Source organism: Bartonella sp. CL434QHHD (genome assembly GCF_042195145.1).
Lineage (GTDB): Bacteria > Pseudomonadota > Alphaproteobacteria > Rhizobiales > Rhizobiaceae > Bartonella.
The window spans coordinates 1-26892 of record NZ_JBHINT010000060.1; the positions used below are offsets into that span (position 1 = coordinate 1).

At 41.6% G+C, this 26892-nt stretch carries 25 protein-coding genes, 2 tRNA genes and 2 pseudogenes; 26 read left to right on the forward strand and 3 right to left on the reverse strand.

Features of this window, described 5'->3' with window-relative positions; translation table 11 throughout:
• Together ACFILN_RS09080 and ACFILN_RS09085 are read right to left on the reverse strand one after the other, a co-directional pair.
• Positions 1 to 156 (reverse strand): helix-turn-helix transcriptional regulator (locus tag ACFILN_RS09080; RefSeq protein ID WP_375671409.1); only part of this gene is annotated, 156 nt, incomplete at its 3' end.
• Between the two features lie 210 nt (positions 157 to 366).
• The gene (locus ACFILN_RS09085; RefSeq protein ID WP_375671362.1) at positions 367 to 1533 is read right to left on the reverse strand and encodes a tyrosine-type recombinase/integrase; all 1167 of its coding nucleotides are present in this window, start codon (positions 1531 to 1533) and stop codon (positions 367 to 369) included.
• Between the two features lie 172 nt (positions 1534 to 1705).
• Here ACFILN_RS09085 and ACFILN_RS09090 point away from each other — a divergent pair.
• The 18 genes and pseudogenes from ACFILN_RS09090 to ACFILN_RS09175 form a co-directional block, all read left to right on the forward strand.
• Positions 1706 to 2110: pseudogene (locus ACFILN_RS09090) on the forward strand (hypothetical protein); the annotation flags it as partial.
• A gap of 1 nt (position 2111) precedes the next feature.
• Positions 2112 to 3569, forward strand: a complete 1458-nt coding sequence (locus tag ACFILN_RS09095) for a hypothetical protein (RefSeq protein ID WP_375667204.1) — start codon at positions 2112 to 2114, stop codon at positions 3567 to 3569.
• Positions 3569 to 3994 carry a hypothetical protein gene (locus ACFILN_RS09100; RefSeq protein ID WP_273791515.1) on the forward strand — a complete coding sequence of 142 codons (426 nt, stop codon included), beginning with the start codon at positions 3569 to 3571 and terminating at the stop codon, positions 3992 to 3994. The genes ACFILN_RS09095 and ACFILN_RS09100 overlap by 1 nt, the downstream gene beginning before the upstream one ends.
• Position 3995: 1 nt before the next feature.
• Positions 3996 to 4844 carry a hypothetical protein gene (locus tag ACFILN_RS09105; protein ID WP_375643643.1) on the forward strand — a complete coding sequence of 283 codons (849 nt, stop codon included), beginning with the start codon at positions 3996 to 3998 and terminating at the stop codon, positions 4842 to 4844.
• 42 nt (positions 4845 to 4886) lie between these two features.
• Positions 4887 to 6188, forward strand: coding sequence for a hypothetical protein (locus ACFILN_RS09110; protein ID WP_375643644.1), 1302 nt, complete (start codon positions 4887 to 4889; stop codon positions 6186 to 6188).
• Complete coding sequence (locus ACFILN_RS09115; RefSeq protein WP_375643645.1) at positions 6189 to 8354, forward strand: hypothetical protein; 2166 nt, start codon at positions 6189 to 6191, stop codon at positions 8352 to 8354.
• On the forward strand, positions 8351 to 9001 hold the full coding sequence (locus ACFILN_RS09120; RefSeq protein WP_375671364.1) for a transglycosylase SLT domain-containing protein: 651 nt from the start codon (positions 8351 to 8353) through the stop codon (positions 8999 to 9001). The genes ACFILN_RS09115 and ACFILN_RS09120 overlap by 4 nt, the downstream gene beginning before the upstream one ends.
• A gap of 12 nt (positions 9002 to 9013) precedes the next feature.
• Positions 9014 to 10015: a phage tail protein gene (locus ACFILN_RS09125; protein WP_375671366.1), complete on the forward strand. Its 1002-nt coding sequence runs from the start codon at positions 9014 to 9016 to the stop codon at positions 10013 to 10015.
• A gap of 8 nt (positions 10016 to 10023) precedes the next feature.
• Entirely contained in the window at positions 10024 to 11037 is a 1014-nt protein-coding gene (locus ACFILN_RS09130; protein ID WP_375671368.1) for a phage tail protein, read from the forward strand.
• Positions 11038 to 11044: 7 nt separating this feature from the next.
• Complete coding sequence (locus tag ACFILN_RS09135) at positions 11045 to 12178, forward strand: phage tail protein (RefSeq protein ID WP_375671370.1); 1134 nt, start codon at positions 11045 to 11047, stop codon at positions 12176 to 12178.
• Between the two features lie 9 nt (positions 12179 to 12187).
• On the forward strand, positions 12188 to 12421 hold the full coding sequence (locus tag ACFILN_RS09140) for a hypothetical protein (RefSeq protein WP_375671372.1): 234 nt from the start codon (positions 12188 to 12190) through the stop codon (positions 12419 to 12421).
• 17 nt (positions 12422 to 12438) lie between these two features.
• The gene (locus ACFILN_RS09145; protein ID WP_375671374.1) at positions 12439 to 16140 is read left to right on the forward strand and encodes a hypothetical protein; all 3702 of its coding nucleotides are present in this window, start codon (positions 12439 to 12441) and stop codon (positions 16138 to 16140) included.
• A 9-nt stretch (positions 16141 to 16149) separates the two neighbouring features.
• Entirely contained in the window at positions 16150 to 16479 is a 330-nt protein-coding gene (locus ACFILN_RS09150) for a hypothetical protein (protein WP_375654732.1), read from the forward strand.
• Between the two features lie 63 nt (positions 16480 to 16542).
• Complete coding sequence (locus tag ACFILN_RS09155) at positions 16543 to 17205, forward strand: lysozyme (protein ID WP_375671376.1); 663 nt, start codon at positions 16543 to 16545, stop codon at positions 17203 to 17205.
• A complete protein-coding gene (locus ACFILN_RS09160; protein WP_012754703.1) occupies positions 17202 to 17429 on the forward strand; it encodes a hypothetical protein in 228 nt (75 codons plus the stop codon). Before ACFILN_RS09155 ends, ACFILN_RS09160 begins: the two co-directional genes overlap by 4 nt.
• Positions 17430 to 17545: 116 nt before the next feature.
• A complete protein-coding gene (locus ACFILN_RS09165; RefSeq protein WP_273791210.1) occupies positions 17546 to 17776 on the forward strand; it encodes a hypothetical protein in 231 nt (76 codons plus the stop codon).
• A 24-nt stretch (positions 17777 to 17800) separates the two neighbouring features.
• Positions 17801 to 18586, forward strand: a complete 786-nt coding sequence (locus ACFILN_RS09170) for a DNA adenine methylase (RefSeq protein ID WP_375665019.1) — start codon at positions 17801 to 17803, stop codon at positions 18584 to 18586.
• Between the two features lie 64 nt (positions 18587 to 18650).
• Entirely contained in the window at positions 18651 to 19043 is a 393-nt protein-coding gene (locus ACFILN_RS09175) for a helix-turn-helix domain-containing protein (protein WP_375671378.1), read from the forward strand.
• An 89-nt stretch (positions 19044 to 19132) separates the two neighbouring features.
• On the opposite strand, the gene ACFILN_RS09180 is transcribed toward ACFILN_RS09175, so the two are convergent.
• Positions 19133 to 19208 (reverse strand) — tRNA-Val (locus tag ACFILN_RS09180).
• A gap of 173 nt (positions 19209 to 19381) precedes the next feature.
• On the opposite strand from ACFILN_RS09180, the gene ACFILN_RS09185 reads away from it, so the two are divergent.
• From ACFILN_RS09185 to nuoG, 8 genes and pseudogenes are all read left to right on the forward strand, one after another.
• Positions 19382 to 19458 (forward strand) — tRNA-Asp (locus ACFILN_RS09185).
• 298 nt (positions 19459 to 19756) lie between these two features.
• Positions 19757 to 20122, forward strand: a complete 366-nt coding sequence (locus ACFILN_RS09190) for an NADH-quinone oxidoreductase subunit A (RefSeq protein ID WP_005773599.1) — start codon at positions 19757 to 19759, stop codon at positions 20120 to 20122.
• The gene (locus tag ACFILN_RS09195) at positions 20113 to 20694 is read left to right on the forward strand and encodes an NADH-quinone oxidoreductase subunit B family protein (RefSeq protein ID WP_273791282.1); all 582 of its coding nucleotides are present in this window, start codon (positions 20113 to 20115) and stop codon (positions 20692 to 20694) included. The genes ACFILN_RS09190 and ACFILN_RS09195 overlap by 10 nt, the downstream gene beginning before the upstream one ends.
• Positions 20695 to 20708: 14 nt before the next feature.
• Complete coding sequence (locus ACFILN_RS09200; RefSeq protein WP_273791281.1) at positions 20709 to 21320, forward strand: NADH-quinone oxidoreductase subunit C; 612 nt, start codon at positions 20709 to 20711, stop codon at positions 21318 to 21320.
• Positions 21321 to 21441: 121 nt separating this feature from the next.
• Entirely contained in the window at positions 21442 to 22632 is a 1191-nt protein-coding gene (locus ACFILN_RS09205) for an NADH-quinone oxidoreductase subunit D (RefSeq protein ID WP_273791280.1), read from the forward strand.
• A pseudogene (gene nuoE, locus ACFILN_RS09210) lies at positions 22632 to 23304 on the forward strand (NADH-quinone oxidoreductase subunit NuoE). Before ACFILN_RS09205 ends, nuoE begins: the two are co-directional and overlap by 1 nt.
• A gap of 145 nt (positions 23305 to 23449) precedes the next feature.
• Positions 23450 to 24754, forward strand: a complete 1305-nt coding sequence (nuoF, locus tag ACFILN_RS09215; RefSeq protein ID WP_273791278.1) for an NADH-quinone oxidoreductase subunit NuoF — start codon at positions 23450 to 23452, stop codon at positions 24752 to 24754.
• Positions 24755 to 24822: 68 nt separating this feature from the next.
• Complete coding sequence (gene nuoG, locus ACFILN_RS09220) at positions 24823 to 26892, forward strand: NADH-quinone oxidoreductase subunit NuoG (protein ID WP_375631155.1); 2070 nt, start codon at positions 24823 to 24825, stop codon at positions 26890 to 26892.

Consider the following 26892-nt stretch of genomic DNA (forward strand, 5'->3'; position numbering starts at 1 on the left):
ATTCAAAAGATCCGATTGTAACCAACGCGATAAAAAACCAAATTTTAAAGGTTTTGGGAGAGAGCCATTGGTAACATGACGGCGGAATGTTGAGACACTCATATGAAGCAGTTTTGCACTTTCACGGTCTGTTAAAAGAATATCATTTTCTGTCATACTAAAATCCTTTCAAAAGTAAAAAAATGAGAACAAATCATAACTATTTATTAACCACATTTTGGTTCATTTTTGAAGGTATTTTATTTATAGAAAACAATATTTTATCATAGTTTTTCTGATGTGATAATTTATGACTCTTATTGAGAAAGAATGAGAGAAAAGAGAGCTAAAGTTATCCACAGATCATGGGGTTATTCACCCCATATCTTAAGATTGACCCGTGACATAAGCCGCCCATTTATCCATATAAACGCTGCGCTGTTCTAAATAGTCAGTCCGACGATAGGCACGCTCTACTTTACCGCCTACTGTATGACTTAGAATAGTTTCTGCGACTTCATAAGGGGCATCGGTTGTTTCAGCGAGCCAATCACGTAAACTAGAACGAAATCCATGGGGGCATGCCTCAATTTTATTGTCTCTCATATATTGAGCCATACAATTTGCAGCGAGGGGACCCCGACCGGTTGCAGAAAAGAAGAAATCATTGCGAGAAAGCAAGCGCGCTTGTTTTAAGATTTCTAATGCTTCTGATGATAGAGGCACGCGAAACTCTTCTGTAGTATCACGTCGACCTTTCATATTTTCAGCAGGGATTGTCCAGATATCGCCATCAACTTGGTCTTTATGAATATGACACAAAGGGTTGGTACGAACGCCTGTCAAAATAAGCAAACGCAAAGCCAGTTGTGTTAAGGTTGATGCTTCGCAAAGTGTTTTATAAAAGGCAGGGACATCTCTCCAATCCATAGCTGGAAAATTTTGCGTTTTATGGCGTTGTTTACCTAAGAGAGCGCGTGCTTTTTCTGTTGCTTGTAAATCAACATCCAAACCCAAAGCAGCCGCATGTTTGAGACAAATATTAAGGCGGGTAAGAGCTTTATCAGCTGTTGCTGCTTTTGTATGCCAAATGGGAGCAAGTGTATTGCGTATCTCTGTTTGTGTAATCTCTGAAACGGGGAGGCAACCTAATTTGGGGAGAATATGGAGTTTTAAGGGTAAAAACCAACGCCCATCTTTACCATCTCCTTTTAGTTCAGCTTTACGGCTTTCAAAAGCATCCAACGCGATATCTTTTAAATAATGGAGATTACTTATTTCCTCACGCTTTTGTTTATTGCGTTCTTTAATGGGGTCACGACCTTCACGAAGAACAGAGCGCCACCCAGTTGCCAATTCACGGGCTTGTTTTAAAGAGACATCTCTCAAGGCACCCAAGCCCATTTCACGGCGCCGCCCATGAATGGTAAAACGGTAAATCCATTGAGCACCTCCATCTTTACGCTTATGAAGTAACAAGCCGGCACCATCATTATATTTGCCAGCTCCCAATGTTGCGACAGCCCTTGCATTAAGACGGTTCATAAGAGCCATTTTTAGTCCTTTCTTATACAAATTTTATCCATACACTCATCCCACTTGTTATGTACAAATGAGTGGTTTTAGTTGATTCAAGATAAACAGATTTGAAATGAGAGAATCTTACGTTATTCGGGATTCTAATTCAATATGAATAACGCTATATTATCATTATAAATCAATGTGTTATCTGAGTTCTGATCAACATCATAAGTTTGCCTTGGAATGTAAGGACCATGTTTCTTTAGAGCCTTTGTTATCATCAGAGCAGCAAGGAACGCCGGTTTGTTACAGTTATTTTGATAGGAAATTACATCTTTATCCCACGCCGGATAAAGTCTATCAGATTCAACTCATTCTCTCTCCATTGCGTTTATCAGAGATAGATAGTGTCGATGAGGAGCACCCATGGTTTGTGCACGCGTTTGATTTGATTAAGGCGCGTGCAAAATACGAACTTTACAAGAATATCTTGAAAGACCCCGATTGTGCAACGGCAGCTTACAATGACTTTAACGAACAGTTGCATGAATTGCGTGCAGAGACGTCTCAACGTCATAACGTGACCAGAATAATACCAACGGATTTTTAAGATGGTTTATTTTCCAGTAGCCGATTACAGACCAGATGTTTCGGTCGTCAACGGTAGCTTTACGGATAGCCTTGTGAATGTTTTACCGGCTGATGGCTGTTACATTCCGATGCCTAGTGCAATGGTTGTGTCTCATGCTTTGGAAGAAAAGCCTTTGGGGTGCATAGCGTTTAGAAGTGGCAATGGTGTTAAGATAATCGTAGGAGGCAAGCAAAAGCTTTACAGTTATGATAGTCAAACCAAGGGTTGGAAGGACATAAGCCAAAGTGGTGTGACTTATCAAGCAAATGAAGAGAATAAATGGTCGTTTGCTCTTTTTAAAAACATGGTTATTGCGGTGAATAAAAATGATAAACCGCAAGTTTTCAAGGTCCTTAGTTCTGAACGGTTTGAAGATTTAGAAGGAAATCCACCGAAAGCGGGATTGGTGAAGGTTTGGGGACCTTTTGTTTGTTTGATGCAATTGACAGATAATCCCAATCGCATTCATTGGTCTGGAGAAGGCGATGAAACTCTATGGGAGACTCAATATAATGTTAGTGGTTATATGGATTTCCAAGATGGAGAATACGTTCAGGGGGCAACAGAAACAACCAATCCCCTTATTTTTCTTCGTTCTGCTATTTATGCTGGTTCTTTGACGTTAGGTTCCAAGAGCCCGTTTGCTTTTCAAAAGATCCAAGACAAGCGTGGAGCGCGCAGTGCAGCCTCTATAGCGTGTCGAGGGAGTGATGCTTTTTTTGCAGGTGATGGTGGTTTTTATCAGATGAGTTTGGATGGTCAACTTTTACCGATAGGTTTTGAAAAGGTTGATAGAACGGTTTTTAAAACATTTGATAAGTTTGCTCTTGATGAGATGCAAGGGGTTATAGACCCCATTGATAACCGGATTTACTGGTCCTTAAAGAGAGGCAATAACGAGCAAACGACCTTTGTCTATGATTGGGGATTGCAGAAATGGTCGACGCTACAAGGGAAGCCTTTCACGTTCTTTCCAGTGTTTACGACAGGTTATACTTTAGAACAGTTAGATGAGATTTCGATCAATCTTGAGGCATTGCCGGCTTCTTTAGACAGCCCTCGTTGGCAAAGTGGCGCGCCAATGCTTGGTGCTTTTGATGATAACAATCGGCTTGTTATGTTTACGGGAGCCCCGATGGAGGCAACGGTTGTTTCACAAGAGATGGGGGCACCGGATGGAAGTTTTAACTTTATTACGAAGATGTTTGCCGAAGTTGATACGACGGAAGGTCTTTTAAGCATTGGAGAGCGTCGGCTTCGCAATAATCAGACGCCGATCATATGGCACAAGGAGAGGGTGTGTTCGTATGTCACGGGTGCTTATCACGGTCGTTCGCGCAATCGTTATCACCGCTTTAAATTGCGTATTCCTGAAGGCATTCATTGGAACCAAATCACAGGATTTAATGTGGATTTACGTCCTTTAGGCAGAGGGTAATGGCAAAAGTCTTTTTGACCACGTCTTGGGATATGGAGCGTATAGCGCCTTATCTGGAAGACATCATTGCATCCTTTAGAGAGTATGTAGAGCGTTTCAAACATGAAATCACGTTGCAGGAACTGATTGAAGCGATTTGCAGTGGCAAGAAACAGTTATGGCTTGTTTTGGATGATGACGAACGCTTTTTAGCGGCATTCACGACCCAGATACAGCAGACAGTTTTAGGAAAGAAGCGCGCACTGATTTGTGAATGTAGTGGGAAGGGCGTTCTTGATCAAGTTGATAATTTGAAATTTGTAGAGGATTGGGCGCGTGAGAATGGTGCTTCTGAAATGGAGATCTTGGGTCGTTTAGGTTGGAAGCGTGCACTAACCAAGCAAGGCTATAGCATAGGTATGCTTTATTATAGGAAGGAATTGTGACATGGGGAGCAGTAGACCAGCAACGACAGAACAGAAGCAGGTGCAGACAAGCGCCCCTCCTGCTTGGATGCAGAATGTCTTTAAGCGTGGGGGTGCAGATGCGTATAACATGTATGACACAGGGATGGGTGGTAATGTTTATGGGGGACCTCGTGTTGCACCTTTAAGTGCTCCAACTTATCAAGCAATTGGAGGTCTTGGAGCTATTCCTCATCAGTATCAGAATTATATGAATCATTTGATGAATACTCCAACATCGTCTGCGAGAAACCTTAACTGGATTGCATCTGGTGGTTTGATGGGACCGAATTCTCAATTTGATGAGGAACTTAAAGAGGGCTTAAGTGAAATAAGAAATAGTATTAATCGACAGTTTTTAGGGAGTGGTCTTTATGGCTCTAGTGCGCATAACAATGAGTTACAGAGGGGGCTTAATGATGAATTAGCTCGTATCAAGTATCGCCAGCGTGATAGAGATTTACAGCATATGATGCAAGCCAATTCGATGATTGATCAACTGAATGAGAACCGCTTAGGCATGATAGGCAACTTATTCCCCTCTTATAATAACGCATATTCGAATATGTTGCAGGGGTCATCTGTTCTTAATGACTACAATCAACGCCTTGTTGATGCCAATAGAGAACGTTGGCTGGAACAAGACAATAGCGGCTGGAATAGGTTGAATATGCTTATGAACGCCGGTCATGGCTTTGCAAGGAATTACGGCACGACGACGAATAATGTGTCAGAATCTAAGATGCATGGTAACGACCCTTGGCAGAATGCTATGATGGTGCTTTTTGGATTAAAGAAGGCTGCGGAAAAGGCAGCAAATGCTGCCGTTTAGTTTGAATAATCTTAGAAAAAATAAATAGTTAAAGGGAAAGTAATGGTTTTTATAGATTTTGACCCGAGATATAAACATTTCGAACTCAAACGAAAAAAAACGACAACAGAGCGATTGCAGGAAGGAATAGATGAAAGTCAAAGACTGGATAAAGATAGAAAATTACCATTTATTCCTCAAGTACCAGTTCTCCCTAGTATGATTTCTATGAATAATCCATATGATGTGTATCACGGTTCTCTAGTTCCGATAGGCTCTATTTATCCTAATGAGGAAAATAAACCTTCGTTTCCAATTCCAAGAGAAAAAATTCCACCTAGTGTAGGAAATCATGCATCTGTTGTAACAGAACCAGTGACACCACAAGAACAGAATTCTAAACCAGAACCTAGTTTTTGGGATAAACTTTCTCGTTTTTCACAGTCTGATGTTAGTAAAAATATTGATGATTTTCTTATGGGGGCGATAACAGCAAGTCCAAATTCATCTGGATGGCAACTTTTTGCCAAGGGGCTGAAGAACTTGCATGAAGGAGATAAACAAAGAGGACAGGTTAACCAGACTGTCGAGTATCTGAAATCTAAAGGGTACAGTGAGGAAGAGGCGCGGTTCATAGCTGGAAATAGAGATGCGTTGAATGCTTTTCTATTACAAAAAGTGAACGGTGGAAATAGGAATTCCCAATTTACCAATGACGGTAGGATGCTTGTGGAAGATCCGAATGCACCAGGTGGATATAGATATATTATGGTTGAAGGTGGTAAATCGTATGAGGAAGCTGAACGTGCAAAAGCTCTATATGCAAATAATATAGTACGGAAAAGTATTTTATTGAAAGATCTCACATATCTTGATGAGTACCTTAAGGAAAAAGGTGGGTATGCAACAGGTCTGATTGCTTGGATTAAAAGCATTGTTCCTGGATTGAAAGAAAATGGTGCAGATAAAGTCGTGAAATCAATTAAGGAACGTATAGCAAGTGATCGTATAGACGAACTGAAGCAATTATCAAGGACAGGAGCGGTAGGACTTGGAAATGTCAGTGATAAAGATCTTGACATGCTAAAGCATTCTTTAGGTGAACTAAGCATTGATATGAATGTAGAATTATTTACGCGGAATCTGAATCAAATAAGAGATGTTATTTCAAGACTATCGCCTGAAGCAAAAGCCTATTTACTAGGTGAAGATGCTAGTCGCTCCTCTGCTAATCAGTCATCACAAGGAGGAAGTGCAAATTTGCCAACTATAAGTAGCAGAGAAGATATTAAAAAACTTGCTATTGGAGAAAGAGTATCCATACCAGACGGTAACTATATATATGACATTATTAGGGATAGATAAATGGTTCATCATAATAATACTCATCAAGATTTTCCAGATTTTGGTCCTGGAATAAGAATTATACGCCGTATCCCTAAAGAGGAATACGAAACATCGGTAGAGGAACCATTTCCAGATTTTGGTCCTGGAATAAGGGTTATACGTCGTATCCCTAAAGATGAATACGAAACATCATTCCAACATCCCGAAATCACGCAAAGTGAAGCTTTTTGGAACTCTTTAAAGCATGGATTGAGTTTTAATTTAGATGATGAGATTGCGGGGATTACAGCGGCAGGACGTGATTCTGATGATCAGTGGGCAATAAGTGCTTTTTTGAATGGGCTTTACAACTATTGGACTGGAGATAAGAAAACCATAGAAAAATATGAGAAAGAAGCCAATAGAATACGTGATTATTATCGTAGGATGAGTGATCAACATTATTGGACTTCTTTTGCTGGAAATGCTTTAGGGGCGGCAATTCCTTCCCTTGCGACTTTAGGAGGAGGATTGTTAGCCTCAGGAGCACGCCTTGTAGCGCCTACACTTGCAAGGAATCTTGGAGGATCAACGTTAGGTCAAGCCTTTTTGAAAGCAGGTCAGTTACCCCCAAGTCGATTTGCAAGTCCATTTTTAGGCATCACGAACAAAACAACATTACCTCATTTGCTTAAAGTAGGTGCAGCATCTGGTGCATTACATGGCGCAGGAGAAGGCGAAGGACTTTTAAATACACTTCAAACCACGGCATCTGGTGGAACTTTAGGAATGGGCGGGGCATTGGCTGGAAATCTTGTAGGCAGTATGCTTGGTTCTACTTTTGGTGGAATACGAAGACTTTTTTCTCCTTCTCATACGAAAGAAGGTGTTTCAAAAGATACGTTAAGAGCAATCAGTAAACATTTAGGCAATGAAGCTTCTGAAGAGCTAGGAGAATCTTTTAAAAAAGCAGTTCCTACCGATTACGTAGCTGATCATAGTCCTTTTTTACAGGATCTTGTTTTTGATATCGCGAAAAGAAACCAAGGGGCTTATCTTGATTTAACCAAGAGAGCTGAACAGAGAGCGCTGGGAGGAGGGGAGCGTATTCATCAGGCGGCTGATAAATACTTTGTTCCTCGTCAAAATGTTACAGGTTTAAAAGATGATCTTATCGCGATTAGGAAAGCAGAACCACATACTCTTTACGAAATAGCTCAAAAAACACCAATAGGAGAACAGCATTATGGTGCTCTTAATGAATTAATGAAGCGTCCATACTTCAAACAGGCTTATAAAGGAGGGCTACAGGAATTCACGAGTGGTGGCAAAGAAGTCAGTTCGTTTTCTTCTGAAAAATTTAATCTCCTTAAAGAAAAACCCAACATGGGAGTTCTCCATGAAACGAAGGTTAAACTTGGTCTTATGAGAGATGAAGCCGAGAAGATAGGAGATAATAGTAAAGTTCATACCTTAGTTGGCATTCAGAAAAAGTTATTAGAGCTTATGGATGATATATCGCCTAAATATAAGAAGGCACGATCATTGTATCACCAATATAGTTCACGTTTAGATGCCATGGATGAAGGTTCCAAAATCCTTAGCAAGTCGGTTAATAAGGATGAGTTCAGTAAAATCTTTGATGAATTACCAAAGGCACAACAAGAATACTTTAAAAAGGGTTCAAGGGCAGAACTTTTACAAGGTATGGGTCAAACAAAAGATGAAGTATCCAAGGCAAAGGAGATTTTTGGTACGAATGATCTGTATAAACGATTTGCAAAGATTTATGGAGCCGATAAAGCTTCTGCGGTCAAGAAGGTTGTCGAAAAAGAAGCTAATTATGCAGATTTTTATAACAGAATACCAGGTCGTGTAGCGGATGAAAAGATATCTTTTATGCATAACGTCAATATGCCAACGGGTAAACATGATGCAGCTGTACAATTAGCAAAAGCTGCTGGGAAGTCTGCTTGGATTCCTTTCAAAGAGGCGGCGTTTAGAGAGCGTCAACGGATTGAAAAGGATGTTGTCAAATTGTTAACAGGGGGGACACAGATTAAGAATGATCAAATTGTAGCTCTCATTCAACGCATGGTGAAAGCGCATCATAATGGATATGTCACGAAAGAGTGGGTGAAAAAGCGTTTTTCTGATTTGTTTAGATTAAGTGGAAACGAGGTTGTGAGGATGTTTAATCGATGACCCGTTATAGTCCTTCAGTAGATCAAGCGATCCGTCAAGCAGCAGCGCGTTATGGTTTGCCAGAAAGCTATTTGTACCGTGTTGCGCAAGTGGAAAGTGGAGGCAATCCGAATGCAAGGAATCCCCGTTCTTCGGCGGGTGGGTTGTATCAATTTATAGACAGCACCGCCAAACAATATGGTTTGCAGGATCGTTTTGACCCCATGCAAGCGGCAGATGCCATGGGGCGGTTGACGCTTGATAATCGCAATCATTTAAGCCGCCTTTTGGGAAGAGCGCCTAGTGAAGCGGAGTTGTATTTAGCCCATCAACAAGGTGCAGGAGGAGCCGCGCGTCTTTTGCAAAATCCCCATGCCAATGCGGCGCAAATTGTTGGCAGCAATGCGGTTGGCTTGAATGGTGGAAACAATGCTATGCGTGCAAGTGATTTTGTCAACCGTGTATTACAGATGTATGGTGGGCAGCCTCATAGAGCAAGTCCTACAGCGCATGGTGGCATTAGAAATAGAGACAACTTGTTAGAGGTTTTAAGGGCATTATTAGCATCACAAGAAGAGGCTTCGGAAGAAGAAGAGAGTGATGAAGATGATAATCCTTTGATGACGCAATTCATGCGGGCGTTTTACGGACCATTTTACCGGAATTAGGATTCACGAGAAATGTCAACGATTTATGATTGGTCGCTTAGAGCGGCGGATAATACGCGTTCTGATAATTTGATTGATTGGTCCGAAGGACAGTATCCTAGCAGTGTGAATACGAGCGCCCGTGTGATGATGCAGCGCGTAAAGGAATACTTGTCAGACACGGGTGGAGAGCTTGAAGGCATTGTGACAAATGATCATGTCCAACAAACGAGTGTGATAAGACTTGCAAGCACTTCACAGTTTTTAGAGTATAAGAATGGTATCGTTTTGCGCTTTATGGCGACGGGCATGAATGTTGGAGCGACCACGATTGTCTTAAATGCTTTAGATGGCAAGCCGGTTTATAAGGCAACGGAAACGGGTTTATCGCTTTTATCAGGGGGCGAAATCCAACAGGGGTGCATTTATACATTGTTTTATAATGGAGATCATTGGCATCTTGTTAATCCTACCTCTATCCCTTTAGAAGAAGAAAGCAGTCTTTATCCCACGGGTTTTATAGGAACGTTTGGAATGCGTGGGATTCCAAAGGATTGGTTAATTTGCGATGGGAAGGCTTATTTACGTCGTGATTATCGTGATTTATTTGAGACGATAGGAACGGTTTGGGGAGAGGGGGATGGCGTTACGACGTTTAATGTTCCCGATTTTCGAGGAATGTTTTTACGGGGGCTTGATGGAGGGCGCAATATTGATGAAGGGCGTTCTTTTGCAAGTGTGCAAACAGATTTAATCGAGTCGCATCAACATCAAGGACAGAGCCTTTCGATGTCTCATTTTACCAGCAACGAAAACTTTTGGGATGGGAATACGACAGATGTATTGGGCTATCGTCTAGGCTTGTTTGGGGGGAGCTCTCTAGCGAATTTTATGGGCATAGAGCGTGAGAATTTAAGGAGTCACGTTGCAAGTCCTTATACTTTTGATGAGAGCCAAGAGGTTGTTTTGGAGAGCACTGGTGAAGGCGAGACGCGTCCAGTTAATGTGAGTGTTCTGTTTGCGATTAAGACATGAGGTGTAAGATGTCGACGATCTATGATTGGTCTTTAAATGCCTCCTTGAATGCCTATTGTGATGATTTAATAGATTGGTCAAAAGGACAACGACCTAGTAGTCTGAATAATAGTGCTCGTGTGATGATGCAGCGTGTGCGTGAATATTTATCCGATACGAGTGGTGTGATTGAAAGCACTTTTACGGTTGATGCTGAACAGCAGACGACGTTGATAAGACTTCAAAGCCAATCGCAATTTTTAGAGTATAAGAATGGGATATCAATTTGTTTTAAAGCGAAGGGTAAGAATGTTGGGGAAACCGCAATTGCCTTGAATGATTTAGCTGCTAAACCTGTTTATAAGGCGACGGAATTAGGCATTCGTGCATTATCTGGAGGTGAACTTCAAAGGGGGTGCATTTATAGCTTGATTTATAGGGATCATGCTTGGCAAGTTTTAAATCCTACGCCTCTCTCTTTATCACAAGCACCGGTTATTCCCATTTATCCGACAGGGACGATAGGAATTTTTGGAATGCAAGTTTTGCCAGAGGGCTGGTTACCCTGTGATGGGAAGGCTTATTTGCGCAGTGATTATCCTGCTCTTTATGAAGCGATAGGGATCAGGTGGGGAGGCGCTGATACTTGGAACAAGTTTAACGTTCCCGATTTGCGTGGTGTTTTTTTACGAGGTGTTGATGATGACCGCGAGATAGACCGCTTTCGTTATCTTGGCACTTTACAAAATGACGCTATGAGAAAGCATGATCATAGTGGTCAATCCTTTACGATTTTGAATGATGAAAATCAGGAAGAGAGTTGGCATGGTGATATGACGATCATCTGGGGATATGTGTTGAATGACCAGCAAAGGTTGAAGCTTGCTGAACGTTTGGGCGTGAGAGCAGAGGATATACGTGTGCACCATAAGCTCGCCTTTCCCCATTCCCACCTTCACATGCGTGATGTTGCATTGGCAAGTTCAGGTATAAGTGAGACGCGTCCGATTAATATAAGTGTTGTATTTGGAATCAAGACGTGAGGTTCAGATGTCCACGATTTATGATTGGTCTTTAACGGCATCTGAGAATGGTGGGGCTGATGCTTTAATTAATTGGTCAGAGGGACAGCACCCTAACACGGTTAATAATAGCGCTCGTTTTATGATGCAACGGGTGCGTGAATATTTATCGGATACGGGCGGCGTACTTGAAGGGATTGTGACGGTTGATAATAACCAAAAGACGAGCGTGATAAGGCTTCTAAGCCAATCGGCATTTTTAGAGTATAAGAATGGCATATCGGTTTGTTTTAAAGCGAAGGGTAAGAATGTTGGGGCGACAACAATTGCTTTAAATAATTTAGCCGGTAAGCCCGTTTATAAGGCGACAGAAACCGGTTTATTAGCCTTATCGGGAGGAGAGATACAAGATGGCTGTCTTTATACAGTTGTGTATGATGAAGAGCTTACGGGTTGGCAAGTTCTCAACCCGACAAGGGGCAAAGTTTCTTCCTTAAAACGCTTACCCACTGGTCTGATAGGGCCGTTTGCAATGGAACGCTTGCCGGATGGTTGGTTGCCATGTGATGGGAAGGCTTATCCGCGGCTTGTCTATTGGGACTTATTTTGTGTCATAGGAACGACGTGGGGAGAAGGAGATGGCGTTACGACGTTTAATGTTCCCGATTTTCGGGGGCTATTTTTACGGGGACTTGATAATGAACGCAATTTAGACCCTTGGCGTTCTTTTGCAAGTATACAACCCTGTTCTTTAAAAGCGCACGAACATTTTATAGGTCCGGAGTCATCAGAAGGTCTTTCTTCTCGAAAAAAACGAGATGTTTCTTCTTCTGAAGCTCACTTGCAAAGGCGCAAGAGAGCTATAGACGAAGAGTGTGTAGGTTTGAGTGGGGATGCCTTGGAAAGGTGTAATCAAGAATTTGACCAAATAGCAGGAAGTCCACAGGTAGAGCTTCCATTTTGGTTTACAGAAAAAGATAAGCCGCCGCGTTTACCTTGGTTTATCAGGAGCCCCTTTGAAAGCTTTTTAAGTTTTTCGATGCCGATTAAAGAGGGCATCTATGACAGAGCGCATCATGAACATCACCTTATGGCAGAGAGGGTTGGTGGGGTTGAAACGCGCCCCGTTAATGTGAGTGTAGTTTATGGGATCAAGACATGAGGAGTTGAAATGTCATTAAAACCGTTTGCGATATCAGAGATTAGCGACCCGTCTCAAGTACGGGTCGTTTTGTATTCGGGGGAAGTATTTGTACATGCGCCGCTTAATGGCGTTTTTGATTTACTGAAAGCAGCTTTGAAAACGGAGCTTAATGGTTCACTGAAAGATTTAGAGAAGCGCTTAGAAACCTTAAGAGAAGAGTTTGAAGATTTGAAAGAGTGTTCATTGGATGAAGCCCTCTGAATGAAGGAATAAAGCAGATGAAGATACCCGATCATGAACATGAATATTTGATACCTGTCGCGACGAGAGAAGAAATGATAGCAGGAACTTCTCAAGACAGTGTTGTTGTTCCGAAGCTTTTAGGGACGGCATCTTTGTATTCGTATGAAACCTTTGCGCCGTTAGAGCAGGTTGTTAATGCAAGGCAAGAAGCAGAAAAAGCCATGGCGCGTGCGAATGGGGCGCAACAAACAGCAGATCAAGCGAAAACTATAGCAGACACAGCAGCGAGTTCAGTTACTGTAGCTTCTGAAGCCAAGACGACAGCAGAGACAGCTTTAGAGCAGGCAAATACGGCATTAACAGTATCCAATGCCGCCAAGACAACAGCAGAGGTATCGAAAACCTCTTCAGAAGATGCCAAGATGAAGTCAGAAGCGGCTGAGAGGTTAGCGCAAGAAGCCAAGCGTATTGCGGATGATACTAAAGGTGCAGCCGATAGAGTGGCGACAACGGTCACGGAAAGCTCTCAAAGAGTGACACAAGTTCAAAGCACAGTAGAGACAGCTTTGACAGAGGCAAGAGAAGCCAAGGCAACGGCAGGAGATGCAAAAACACTTTCCGAACAAACCAAGAGCGCTTTTGATGATGCCAAGCAGGTGATGGGCGAGGTGAAGAATGTTGCAGAAACAGCAGCAACGAACAGTGGGCAAGCTCTCACGACAGCTTCTGAAGCCAAGATGACAGCGGATAGAGCCTCTTCGGTAGCCGGTGATGCAAAAGAAACGGCGTCTAAAGCCCTGTCGGTCGCTCATGGTCTTAAGCAATCGGTTGATCATGTCAAGAATACAGCTGAGGGAGCCAAAAGGACAGCAGAAGGAGTAGAGCAGAGGGCTTTAACAATAGAAGACGTTGCTACACAAGCCAAGACTAAAGCTGGTGAAGCCAAACAATTGGTTGAAGAAGTTAAGACGACAGCGCATTTAGCAGAAACGTTAGCGAATAATGCAAAGCAGTTAGCGGATAGTGCAAAAGACACAGCGGTGGAAGCGAAGAATAAAGCAGAGGATGCTCATGTCCTATCGCAAGAAGCTAAGAGCACAGCAGAGACGGCAGAAGAGAAAGCCGCAAGAGCCGAAAAGAAGGCAGATGATGCGACAGTTACAGCTTCTGAAGCCAAGACTATGGTGCAAGAAGCAAAACAGGCGTTAGAGACATCAACAGCGCAACAAGATGCTTCAGAAGCACTGTCTCAAGCCGCTGAAGCGAAGAAAGTAGCAGATCAGGCAGCAACGTTAGCCAATGAAAGTAAAACGACAGCTGTTGAGGCAAAAGGTTTAGTGGAGGAAGTAAAACAATCGGTAGCGACAGCGACAGCAACAGCAGAAAGCGTAGCTAAGGAAGCTAAAGTAGCATCAGAAAGCGCTGTTACAGTGGCGAATACAGCGAGGACCACAGCAGAAGAAGCCAAGAGTGCAGCGGATACAGCAACAGCAACGGCTCATCAAGCCCAACAGAGTGCAGAGGAGGCTACAAAAGTAGCTTTGGAAGCGAAAGCGGTAGCAGAGTCTGCGGCGCGTTCAGGAGAGACGGCAGGGCAGGTTGATGCAGAAGCGTTGAAGGGCATAGCACAAGAGGCGAAGCGTAAAGCGGAAGAAGCCGAGAAAATAGCACAAGAAGCCAAACAGACAGCAGGTTATGCCAAGCATGATGCGGAGCAAGCGCGTAGTGAGGTGGAAAATGCAAAAAGCACAGCGAATGCAGCGTGGAATAAAGCCCACAAAGCGAATGAAACAGCAGATAGTGCTAAGCTTACAGCAAGTTTAGCAGAAACGGCAGGCGAAGAAGCCAAGAAAATAGCGGAGAAAGCCAATAACTACGCGTATGAAGCAAAAGATGAAGCCGAAAAAGCCAAGGAAATAGCCAATAGTGCAAAATATGCAGCAGGAGAGGCGCAAAAGGCAGCTGAAACAGCGGGTAAAAAAGCCGCGTCTTTAGAAGCAGCCGCAGAAGAAGCCGAAAAAATAGCTAAAGAAGCTAAACAGACAGCTGGTTATGCCAAGCATGATGCGGAGCAAGCGCGTAGTGAGGTGGAAAAGGTAAAAAGCACAGCGAATGAAGCGTGGAGTAAAGCTTACGACGCGAATGAAGCAGCCAATAACGCTAAGACTATAGCAAGATTAGCAGAAATGGCAGGCGAAGAAGCCAAGAAAATAGCGGAGAAAGCCGATGACCGAGCGTATGAAGCCAAGAATGAAGTAGAAAAAGCCAAGGAAATAGCTAGTAATGCAAAATATATAGCAGGAGAGGCGCAGAGGGCAGCCGAAACAGCGGGTAAGAAAGCCGCGTCTTTAGAGGAAGAAGCGGAAGAGGCACAAAAAATAGCCAAGGAAGCCAAGGAGTCTGCTGGTTATGCAAGACATGACGCGGAGCAAGCGCGTAGTCAGGCAGAAAAGGCAGAAAAAACAGCAAATGAAGCGTGGAGTAAAGCTTACGACGCGAATGAAACAGCAGATAATGCTAAGACTATAGCAAGTTTAGCACGGATGTACTCAGATGAAGCCAAGAAAAAAGCCGAGTCGGCAGATTCACAAGCCTATCAAGCCAAGAGCGAAGCCGAAAAAGCCAAGGAAGTAGCTGATAGAGCGAAAAGGACAGCAGAAGAAGCTAAAACAACAGCCGATACGACGAAACAAGAGCTTGGAGGTATCAAGAGTTCCCTAGCAACGGCAACAACAGCCCATACAGTAGCTTCACAGACAAAAGTGCTAGCGGAAGAGGTAAACAATTTACTGAAACAGTCCAATTTAACGGTTCTTTCAATTTCCACACCGTTTCTTGTTGCGAAAGGCAAAGCGGAATTAACCTTGAAAAAAGGAACACGCATAACCTTGGCATTAGGCAATGATATTTTAGTTGCAAGTTATACGGCAGATACAAGAATAAGCGTTCCTCCTCTTTCGGTGGGCAAAGATTATTATGTTTATTTGGTTTCTGATGGAGGACAGTCTCATAAACTTGTTTTATCAGAAAACTCTACGTATCCAAGGGATTACACAGTGAGTAATTCACGAAAGATAGGAGGGTTTCATACGCTCTGTGCGGATGTTGGTACGATTTCCGGTCACCCATTGTCTGGTTATAGAGCAGGGGATATTTTACCCAATTCAGTTTGGTGTCTCAATCACCGCCCGCATAGTTCACCAGAAGGAATGGTTTATGACCCCTCTACAGATCTTTGGGTTGATATTTATCTTCAGTCAGGGACGGGTCACAATACCCGCTCGGCGTATAATGTTCCTATTACGACGAACCGTCTACAAACAGATCACATATCCGATATGCTGCGTGTTAGGAAGGCTTTGCTCAATAATACAGAATTTGCCTCCGCGATGTATGGAAGCAATGAAGGTGGTGGGATTCAAGGCAAAAAAGCACCTTCACCAAAACATTCTGGAGGTTATAAGAATACGGCAAATATACGGATGGTTTCGCATATCGGTTGTGAAGATGGTTGCGGTTATGTTTGGCAATTTGTGAAAGATGTTTGTTTCATGCAAACGGTAACTGGAACCTCACCAAATGTACAGTTTAAAAAAGATATGTATGCATTGTTGGCTGGTGGAGACTGGTCAGATACTACGAATATCAATCCACATCTGCGTGCAATCATTATACGGAATGCCATTTATGAATCGGCTGGCGCCCGTGGCTGTAGTTATCCACGGCATTTTATTTAGGAGGGGTAGATGATAGATTATCCAGAGCATTTAAATAGCAAAGAAGATTATATGAATATGCTTTCCTTTGATAAGGCTGAAACCGTAAGGAGGTTAGAGGTTCTTTTAGAGACGCGTTTTTATTGGGTTTTAGTCAAGGAGTTAAGTGAAGGAGAAGAGGGGATTGAAGATGACACGCATAAGGTTTGTCTAACAACAACCATACCGTTTGATTCAAATGGTGATTTTGTAGAAAAGCGTTGTCAGTATGAATTACAGGAAAGCGAATATGCGCCGCTCTTTCAACTTGGCTTTCGTGTTGAAGAAGTCGAGCAGCTGATCAAAGAACATAGCCAATAGAGATCATAAGAAAACATTTTTATGCCGCCTCACTTTTGTGGGGCTTTTTTTATGGAGCGTCAGATGAGAAAGATATCGAAAGAAGGATTAGAGCTTATCAAACAATGGGAAGGTTTGCGTTTAGAGGCATATCGAGATACGGCATGTGTCTGGACGATTGGTTATGGCCACACCAGCAATGCGGGGAACCCCCTTGTCAAAAAAGGCATGTGTATTAGCCAAGAGCAAGCAGAAGAAATCCTTTGTGAAGACTTAAAGCAATTTGAGAAGACGGTAGAGGAATCGGTCACGGTTTCGTTAACGGATTGCCAATTCGCGGCATTGGTCTCATTTTGCTATAATGTAGGAACAGCTGCTTTTCGCAAGTCAACATTGTTGAAGAAGCTTAATCAAGGGGATTATGAAGCCGTACCTGTTGAATTACAGAAATGGAATAAGGTGGGTGGGAAGCCTCTTGCGGGTTTAGCCAACCGTCGAGCAGCAGAAGCAGGATTATGGGTAAAAGGGTCTTATGTTTCTTCAAATTATCAAAGGGTAGAAACGAAAACGGCAACCGGACTTCTTAAAATAGAAGCACTTGCCCCGATTATAGGGTCTTGTTCTGGTTTTGGTGGCTTGTTAGCAGGCAATGGACCTGTGCAATGGGCATTAGCAGGCATCATGGTTTTAGCGGCTGTAACGGGCATAGTGATTGTCGCCAAGCGGTTTCGGGAGCAACGCTTATGATTTTTTGGCTAAAGAAATATTCTCTGATGTTTACAGCGGCTTTAGCCGTTTTTTTTATGGCTTTAGCCAAGGCGTTTCACCTTGGCAAGCAAAGCGAAAGGCAAAAGCAAACAGAGAATGCTTTAAAGACAGCAACAACGCGGCTTGAGGTGGAAAATGAAGTTAATCAAAAAAGTGATGCTGGTGTGCGCTCTGAACTTTCTCGTTGGGTGCGCGGCAAATAGGTCTGTTTCTTGTGGTGGCTGGTTGCCCATTTATTTGGATAATAAGGATGTTGCGGTCATCAGTTCCAACCTTGCAAGAGATATTTTGAAGCATAACAAGCAGGGAGCCCATTTATGTGGTTGGAAAGATGGTCAAGAAACGAAGCAGCAAAGATAAAGATCTTACAGAAAAAGAACAACAGCTCCTTCACGAGATGATAGAGACCTATCAAGGTTTAAAGATGATGTCACGCATCATGAAATTGATAGCCTTCATTGTCTTTATGTTTGTAATAGATTTTTCCCGTTTTGTGGACGCCATAGAGAATAGCTTCTCACATCTTAAAAGATGGTTAACCAAAAGTTAAATATCAAATCTCTCCTTTAAAAATATGATGAAACAAGAATTTACACAAACATTGTTTGCGTGGATGGGTGGTAAACACTATCTGCGTAAGAAAATTATACCGATTTTAAATAATATTGACCATGAAACCTATGTTGAACCGTTTTTAGGCTCTGGTGTTATTTTCCTAAATAAAAGACCAGCAAAATATTCCGTTATTAATGATTTGAATGGAGAGATCACGAACCTGTTTCAATGTGTTCAAAATGACTTTGATGATTTAGCCAAACGACTAGAATGGTTTGTTTGTTCAAGACAGTTGTTTTTTGAACTTGCGGCGATTGATCCAGAAAGCCTTTCCAAAGTTGAAAGAGCCGCACGTTTTTTGTTTCTCCAACGTTGTGTGATGTATGGGAAAAAAGATTATGTCTCTTTTAGTTTTGGAAGGAAAAGAACGGCAGAGTTTAATCCCGAAAAGCTGTTATCAAGGATGAGGCGTGTTAGACAGAAGCTTCTTGATACGACAATCTTAAATTTGTCGTGGGAACGGGTTATCGAGCTATTTGATGCACCCGACAGTTTATTTTACCTAGACCCGCCTTATCTAGTGAAGAAGAAGTGTTACAGCTCTGGGAATTTTGTTGAAGATGATTTTGTGAGTATGGCAAAAGTTCTCAAAAGCATACAAGGCAAATTTGTCTTGAGTCTAAATGATTGTGATGCGGTTCGAGAGATCTTTAAGGATTTTGACTTTTTAGAATTAGAGACCCTTTGGACCTCTGGTTTTGCTAAAAAACCACCCCGAAAAGAACTCTTGATTCGTAATAATTGAAGAAAATCATAAAAAGATTTGTTAGAATCAGAAGAAATATTTCTTCTCTAATAGGACTTTTTATATGGTTACATCTTTTGGTAAAATTTTACGGAAACTTCGCATTGATCACTCCGAACGCCTTTTAGATATGGCTAAAAAATTAGACATATCTGTAGCATTTTTATCTTCTGTCGAGATTGGCAAAAAATCTGTTCCTGTAGGACTGGAGGAAAAGATAATTGAACTCTATGCTTTAGATCAAGAGGTAGCAGAAATTTTGAGAAGAGAATCGGATGCTTGTCGCAAAAGTTTTACAATCAAGACTTCTGATCCGTTGAGAGGTGAAGCTGTTGGCATGTTTTTTAGAACTTTAAAAGATTTTTCACAAGAGGATTTAGAAGCATTCAAAACATTATTAGAGATGATTAGCGAAGCGCAAAGAAAAGAAAATGCTACTGTTGTAGAGAAATGTTAGAAAATCCTATTCCCTAACTTTTATTTACGCGTCCCTCACTTAAAAAAACATATGAAGAATCAACAGCTTAATAGGAATATAAAGCTATATGGTGGGCGATGAGAGACTCGAACTCCCGACATCCTCGGTGTAAACGAGGCGCTCTACCAGCTGAGCTAATCGCCCAATGCAATGATCAGCAATTGAATGGAGACTCTTTAAGGAAAAATTTTTCTAAACGCAAGAATAAAGATGGTATTTGATAATTTTTTTTAAAAATGCATAATCCTTCTTGACATAAACGCGTGAACCCCTTACACGACCGCTTGTACCAAATTAAATTGGTTCGAAAAAAATGCGCGGGTGTAGCTCAGTTGGTTAGAGTGCTGGCCTGTCACGCCGGAGGTCGCGGGTTCGAGCCCCGTCACTCGCGCCATTTCTTGATTCCTTATGAAATTTCCTTTTTTTAAGTATCCATATGCTATAAGTGAGGTGGTGGAGTATTTGATTGGGGGATAAATATGTTTTTTCTTTCTTTTTATATGGTTTATAAGAATAGGGCTTGCGTCTTTCTTTGCTCTGCGTTACCTATGCCGATAAGAAAAGTATCGCTCTGTATGCCTTTGAAGCAGTATGAATAGAGTTAATAGAGCGATTGTTAAATTTGTCTGTTTGGTCTCGCAATATTGAATCATTGTGTTAACTCAGGCATTTCGTTACGATGGAAGAGGGTTATGGCTTATTTATTGAGCTCTTACTTACCAGTCTTGATTTTCATTATTGTGTCAGCGGTTATTGCTGGAGTTTTGTTGATTACACCTTACATTGTAGCATATCGTTCCCCCGATCCTGAAAAGTTATCGGCTTATGAATGTGGGTTTAATTCATTTAGTGATGCACGCATGAAGTTTGATATTCGTTTCTATTTGGTATCAATTTTATTTATTATTTTTGATCTTGAAGTTGCTTTTCTTTTTCCTTGGGCTGTTTCATTCGAATCAATAGGTATGTTTGGCTTTTGGTCGATGATTGTATTTTTAGCGATTTTGACTATTGGATTTATATATGAATGGAAAAAAGGAGCTCTTGAATGGAATTAAGATCTAATAATTCAACGATTACAGCTCCAAAACCAAAAGGAATCATTGATCCAAATACTGGTGGGCTGATAGGATCTGATGATAAGTTTTTTCGTGATATCAATGCTGAATTATCAGATAAGGGTTTTTTAGTTACCTCGGCAGATGCTTTGATTACTTGGGCACGTACCGGTTCTTTAATGTGGATGAGTTTTGGTTTGGCTTGTTGTGCTATCGAAATGATGCAATGCTCAATGCCTCATTATGATAATGAGCGTTTTGGATATGCACCACGAGCTTCACCCCGCCAGTCCGATGTGATGGTGGTTGCTGGTACGCTCACAAATAAGATGGCGCCTGCTTTAAGGAAGGTTTATGATCAGATGCCTGAGCCACGTTATGTGATTTCTATGGGGTCATGTGCAAACGGTGGGGGATATTATCATTATTCCTATTCAGTAGTGCGGGGATGTGATCGTATCGTGCCTGTCGATATATATGTTCCAGGGTGTCCACCTACAGCAGAGGCATTATTATACGGCATATTGTTGTTACAGAAAAAAATCCGTCGTACCGGATCCATAGAGCGATAGAGAGTTTTCTTGTCATGGTGGATGAAACATTGGTTGAACTTGCTGCTTATTTGGAAAACAAGTTAAAAAATAAGCTTGAAGAGACTGTTCTTGCTTTTGGTGAATTGACCATTGTGGCGCGTCTTGATGCAATTATCGATGTCTTAATGTTTGTTCGAGATGATTCTCGCTGTCAATTTATTAATCTTACAGACATTAGTGGTGTGGATTATCCTTCTCGCGATAAGCGCTTTGATGTTTCTTACCAATTGTTATCTCCTCGTGAGAATTTACGCTTACGTGTAAAGGTTCGTACTGATGAAAATACTCCTGTTGCTTCAGCTTGTACGGTTTATCCTGGTGCAGAGTGGTATGAACGAGAAACGTATGATATGTATGGGATTTTATTTTCAGGACATCCGGATTTGAGACGGATTTTAACAGATTATGGGTTTGAAGGATATCCTTTACGCAAAGACTTTCCTGTGACAGGATTTGTTGAATGCCGTTATGATAATGAAGCAAAGAGGGTGATTTATGAGCCTGTTGTTTTGCGCCAAGAGATGCGTAATTTTGATTTTCTGTCTCCTTGGGAAGGAGGACAGTATACTTTGCCACGTGATGGAAAAGCAGATGAAAAAAAATAATATTGGTTTTGATAAGGCATTATATTAGAGTACTGTATTTCTTAAATAATTAAATATTTTTTAGCGTGATAGATTTTTTTGATATTTGATATGAAGTTTTTTAAAAAGCAAGGGGTTGATTGTGGCTGAGGTCAATGTTCGAAACTTTAATATCAATTTTGGTCCGCAGCATCCTGCCGCGCATGGGGTTTTGCGCATGGTTCTGGAGTTGGACGGTGAAGTTGTTGAGCGTGTAGATCCACATATTGGGTTGTTGCATCGCGGTACTGAAAAATTAATGGAAACAAAGACTTATCTTCAAGCGGGTCCTTATCTGGATCGTTTGGATTATGTTGCTCCTATGAATCAGGAACATGCCTTTGTTCTTGCTATTGAAAAGTTATTAGATATTAAAGTTCCTAAAAGAGGGCAATTAATACGTGTTTTGTTTTCTGAAATTGGGCGTATTCTTAATCATTTGCTTAATGTAACGACACAGGCAATGGATGTTGGCGCTTTAACACCACCGCTTTGGGGGTTTGAGCAACGTGAAAGGTTGATGATTTTTTATGAGCGTGCCTGTGGTGCTCGTCTTCATGCAAATTATTTTCGTCCCGGTGGCGTGCATCAAGATTTACCAGAATCTTTAGTTGAAGATATTGGTGATTTTATTGATCCATTTCTTGTTTCTCTCGGAAAACTTGATGCGCTTGTGACCCCAAATCGGATTTTTAAGCAGCGTAATGTGGATATTGGCGTTGTAAGTATTGATGAAGCTTGGGCACGCGGTTTTTCTGGGGTTATGATTCGTGGAGCTGGTGTTCCATGGGATTTGCGTAAAAGTCAGCCTTATGAATGTTACGATGAAATGGAATTCGATATTCCTGTAGGTAAAAATAGCGATTGTTATGATCGCTATCTTATTCGTATGGAAGAAATGCGTCAATCAGCGAAAATCATGCGCCAATGTGTGGAGCGTTTACTGAGTACTGAAAAAAATGGACCGATTTCGAGCTTGGATCGCAAAATCGTACCACCGACGCGGAGTGAAATGAAAAGCTCGATGGAAGCACTGATTCATCACTTTAAACTCTATACGGAAGGTTTTCATACACCTCCTGGAGAAGTATATGTTGCTGTGGAAGCTCCGAAGGGTGAGTTTGGTGTTTATCTTGTTTCTGATGGGACCAATAAGCCTTATCGTGTCAAGTTGCGTGCTCCTGGGTTTGCTCATCTCCAAGCTATGGATTTTTTAACCAGAGGTCATATGTTGGCAGATGCTACAGCTATTTTGGGTTCGATTGATATTGTTTTTGGGGAGGTTGATCGCTAATGTCCGTACGCCGTCTTGCAGATGATGTTTATCAGCCGGCTGAGTTTTCTTTTACAAAAGAAAATCAGATATGGGTACAAAATACCATAAAAAAATATCCTGTAGGGCGTCAGCAGTCTGCTGTAATTCCATTATTAATGCGCGCTCAAGAGCAAGATGGTTGGGTGACACGTGCTGCGATTGAGCATATTGCTCAGATTCTTTCCATGGCTTATATCCGTGTCTTAGAAGTTGCTACTTTTTATACTCAGTTTCAGCTTAAGCCTGTTGGAACAAAAGCGCATATTCAAGTTTGTGGTACAACGCCTTGTATGTTACGTGGTTCTGATGAATTGATTAAAGTTTGTCAGAAAAAAATTCATCATGAACCTTTTGCGACCAATCAGGATGGAACCTTATCATGGGAAGAGGTAGAGTGTCTTGGTGCTTGTGTTAATGCTCCGATGGTTATGATTTTTAAAGATACTTATGAAGATCTTACAGCTGAACGCCTTGAAGAAATTATTGATGCATTTGAAGCAGGTGAAAGTTCTGAGATAGCGGTTGGTCCACAAAATAGTCGTAAATCGTCGGAACCGATTAGTGGTTTAACTTCTCTTATTGATGATGAGAAAGAAAAAAAGATCTCTCAAGTCTTCACCAAAAAAGGATAAGGAAAGAATGGGAACATAATTAAGTATTTTTCTTGAAAAAATATTTTATTATTCTACCCATGATGGCAACATTTAACGAAAAGTAAGAAGTCTTGAAAAGATATTTAAAAATTGCATTTGAGGAAAAGCGGAAAATGCTATGGGTAATAGAAAAAAGGTGAGGTATGTTAGCTGATAAAGATCGTATCTTCACCAATATTTATGGCTTAAAAGACAAATCATTAAAGGCTGCGATGTTGCGTGGGCATTGGAATGGTCTGAAAGAGATGATTGACAAAGGTCGTGATTGGATCATTGACGAAGTGAAGGCATCGGGTTTACGCGGTCGTGGTGGTGCTGGTTTTCCTACTGGAATGAAGTGGTCCTTTATGCCAAAGCAGAATGATGGGCGTCCTCATTATTTGGTTGTCAATGCCGATGAATCTGAACCTGGAACTTGTAAAGACCGTGATATTTTACGTCATGACCCCCATACTTTGATTGAAGGATGTGTAATCGCTACTTTTGCTATGGGAGCCAATGTTGCTTTTATTTATATTCGTGGTGAATATATTCGTGAACGTGAAGCGCTTCAAGCTGCCGTTGATGAGTGCTATGATGCGGGGTTACTTGGCAAAAAAACGAAATATGGGCATGCTTGTGATATTGTTATTCATCATGGAGCTGGTGCTTATATTTGTGGTGAAGAAACGGCTCTTCTTGAAAGTCTTGAAGGAAAAAAGGGGCAACCTCGGCTTAAGCCACCATTTCCTGCCAATATGGGGGTTTATGGCTGTCCAACAACAGTAAATAATGTAGAGTCTATTGCCGTTGTTCCAACGATTTTGCGGCGGGGTGCTTCGTGGTTTTCATCAATTGGACGAGCAAATAATGTTGGAACAAAATTATTTATGGTTTCAGGGCATGTTAATGCACCTTGTACATTTGAAGACGCTCTTGGTGTTTCATTCCGTGAATTAATTGAAAAACATACGGGTGGTGTTCGTGGTGGATGGAATAATCTTTTAGCGGTTATTCCAGGGGGGGCTTCTTGTCCAGTCGTTCGTGGTGAGGATATGATCGATGCGATCATGGATTTTGATGGGATGAGAGATGTCGGGTCTTCTTTTGGCACAGGGGGAATGATTGTTATGGATAAATCAACCGATATTATCAAGGCAATTTGGCGTATAGCTGCTTTTTTCAAGCACGAGAGTTGTGGACAGTGTACACCGTGTCGTGAGGGGACGGGGTGGATGATGCGTCTTTTAGGGCGTATGGTTGAAGGAAGAGCGCAAAAACGCGAGATTGATCTTTTGTTTGAAGTGTCTAAACAGGTTGAAGGACACACTATTTGTGCGCTTGGTGATGCTGCCGCATGGCCTGTACAGGGGTTGATACGTAATTTTCGTCCGGAAATCGAGCGTAGAATTGATGAATACACGCGAAATGTAGTCCAAAGCAAAAATATTGCTTTAGAAGCGGTTTAATAACGGATTTTGTTCTAAGAGCAACCGAATGCAAATTTTAAGTGGGTTATCCGCAGGTTGGATGGGTGATGATAAATATCAAAGTTGATGGCAAAGAGATTGAAGTTCCTGATTACTACACGTTGCTTCAGGCTGCTGAGGCGGCGGGTGTTGAAGTGCCACGTTTTTGTTTTCATGAATCTTTATCAATTGCTGGAAATTGTCGTATGTGTTTAGTTGAGGTTAAGGGTGGTCCTCCAAAACCTCAGGCTTCTTGTGCTATGGGGGTTCGTGATTTACGAGTAGGGCCTAACGGTGAAGCACCTGAAATTTTTACCAATACGGCGATGGTAAAAAAAGCACGTGAAGGTGTTATGGAATTTCTTCTCATTAATCATCCTTTGGATTGTCCAGTGTGTGATCAAGGGGGAGAGTGTGATCTTCAAGATCAAGCAATGCTTTATGGACGAGATTGTTCTCGTTATACAGAAAATAAACGTGCTGTAGAAGATAAATATATTGGACCTCTTGTCAAAACTGTTATGACACGATGTATTCATTGTACACGGTGTGTTCGTTTTACAACGGAAGTTGCAGGTATTTCTGAGCTTGGTTTGATCGGTCGTGGTGAAGATGCTGAAATTACGACGTATCTTGAAAAAGCTATGACATCTGAATTACAGGGAAATGTTATTGATCTTTGTCCAGTGGGAGCTTTAACTTCAAAACCTTATGCGTTTCATGCCCGTCCGTGGGAATTGGTAAAAACGGAATCGATTGATGTGATGGATGCGCTTGGTAGTGCTATCCGTATTGATAGCCGCGGCCGTGAAGTTATGCGGATTATGCCGCGTACGAATGAAGATGTAAATGAGGAATGGATCTCTGATAAAACGCGTTTTATTTGGGATGGATTACGGACTCAGCGGCTTGATAAGCCATATATACGCAAAGATGGAAAGCTTCAACCTGTCAGTTGGACAGAAGCTTTTGCAAAAATTAAAATGGTGATCTCTAAAATTTTTCCAGAAAAAATTGGAGCCATTGCTGGAGATCTTGCTTCTGTTGAAGAAATGTATGCCCTTAAAGCATTATTGAGCTCTTTGGGCTCAACGCTTTTTGATTGTCGTCAAAGAGGGGGGGCTTTATCGCCAGAGTTTGGACGCTCGAGTTATATTTTTAATCCTACAATTGTAGGTATTGAACAGGCTGATGCACTGCTTATTGTGGGATCTAATCCACGTCATGAAGCAGCTGTTTTAAATGCGCGTATTTTAAAGCGCCAACGGATGGGCAATTTTCCTATTGCATTAATTGGAGAGAAAGTCGATTTACGTTATCCTTATTCTTACCTTGGATCTGGGAGTGATACATTAACGACACTTATTCGTGGAGAGGATGTTTTTTTTAATGTCTTAAAAGAAGCGAAGAGGCCCCTTATTCTTATCGGAGAGGGGGCTGTTTCAGGAAATGAAGGTTTATCTGTTTTAAAAAGTCTTGCTAAATTAGCTGATAATATTGGTGCTCTTAGTGAGACATGGAATGGGTTTGGGGTTCTTCATAATGCAGCATCGATTGTTGGAGGGTTAGACATAGGCTTTACTTCTAAGCTTGGGGTTGCAAATATACTTAAAACCTGTGAAGTTCTATTTTTGCTTGGTGCTGATGAAGTAGAATTAGCCAATACAAAAGCTTTTACAGTTTATATTGGGAGCCATGGTGATAATGGTGCACATGCTGCTGATGTTATTTTGCCTGCATCTGCTTACACTGAAAAATCAGGGCTTTATGTGAATACAGAAGGACGTGTTCAAATGACAAATCGGGCTGGTTTTGCTCCAGGTGAAGCAAAAGAAGATTGGGCTATTTTGCGTGCTTTATCGGATATTTTAGGACAAAAACTCCCTTTTGATTCTCTTCCTCAATTAAGGCAATGCTTGTTTAATGATTATCCACACCTTTGTGCTGTTGATGATATAGTGCCTTCTGATATAAGTGGTCTTAAGGCGCTTGGTTCAAAAATGGTTTCTCTCGAGAGTCAAACATTTACTTCTATGGTTAAAGACTTTTATTTAACAAATCCGATAGCACGTGCTTCTGCTGTTATGGCTAAATGTTCATCTCTTGCAAAAAATCGTTCTACGCAAACTGTACTGTAA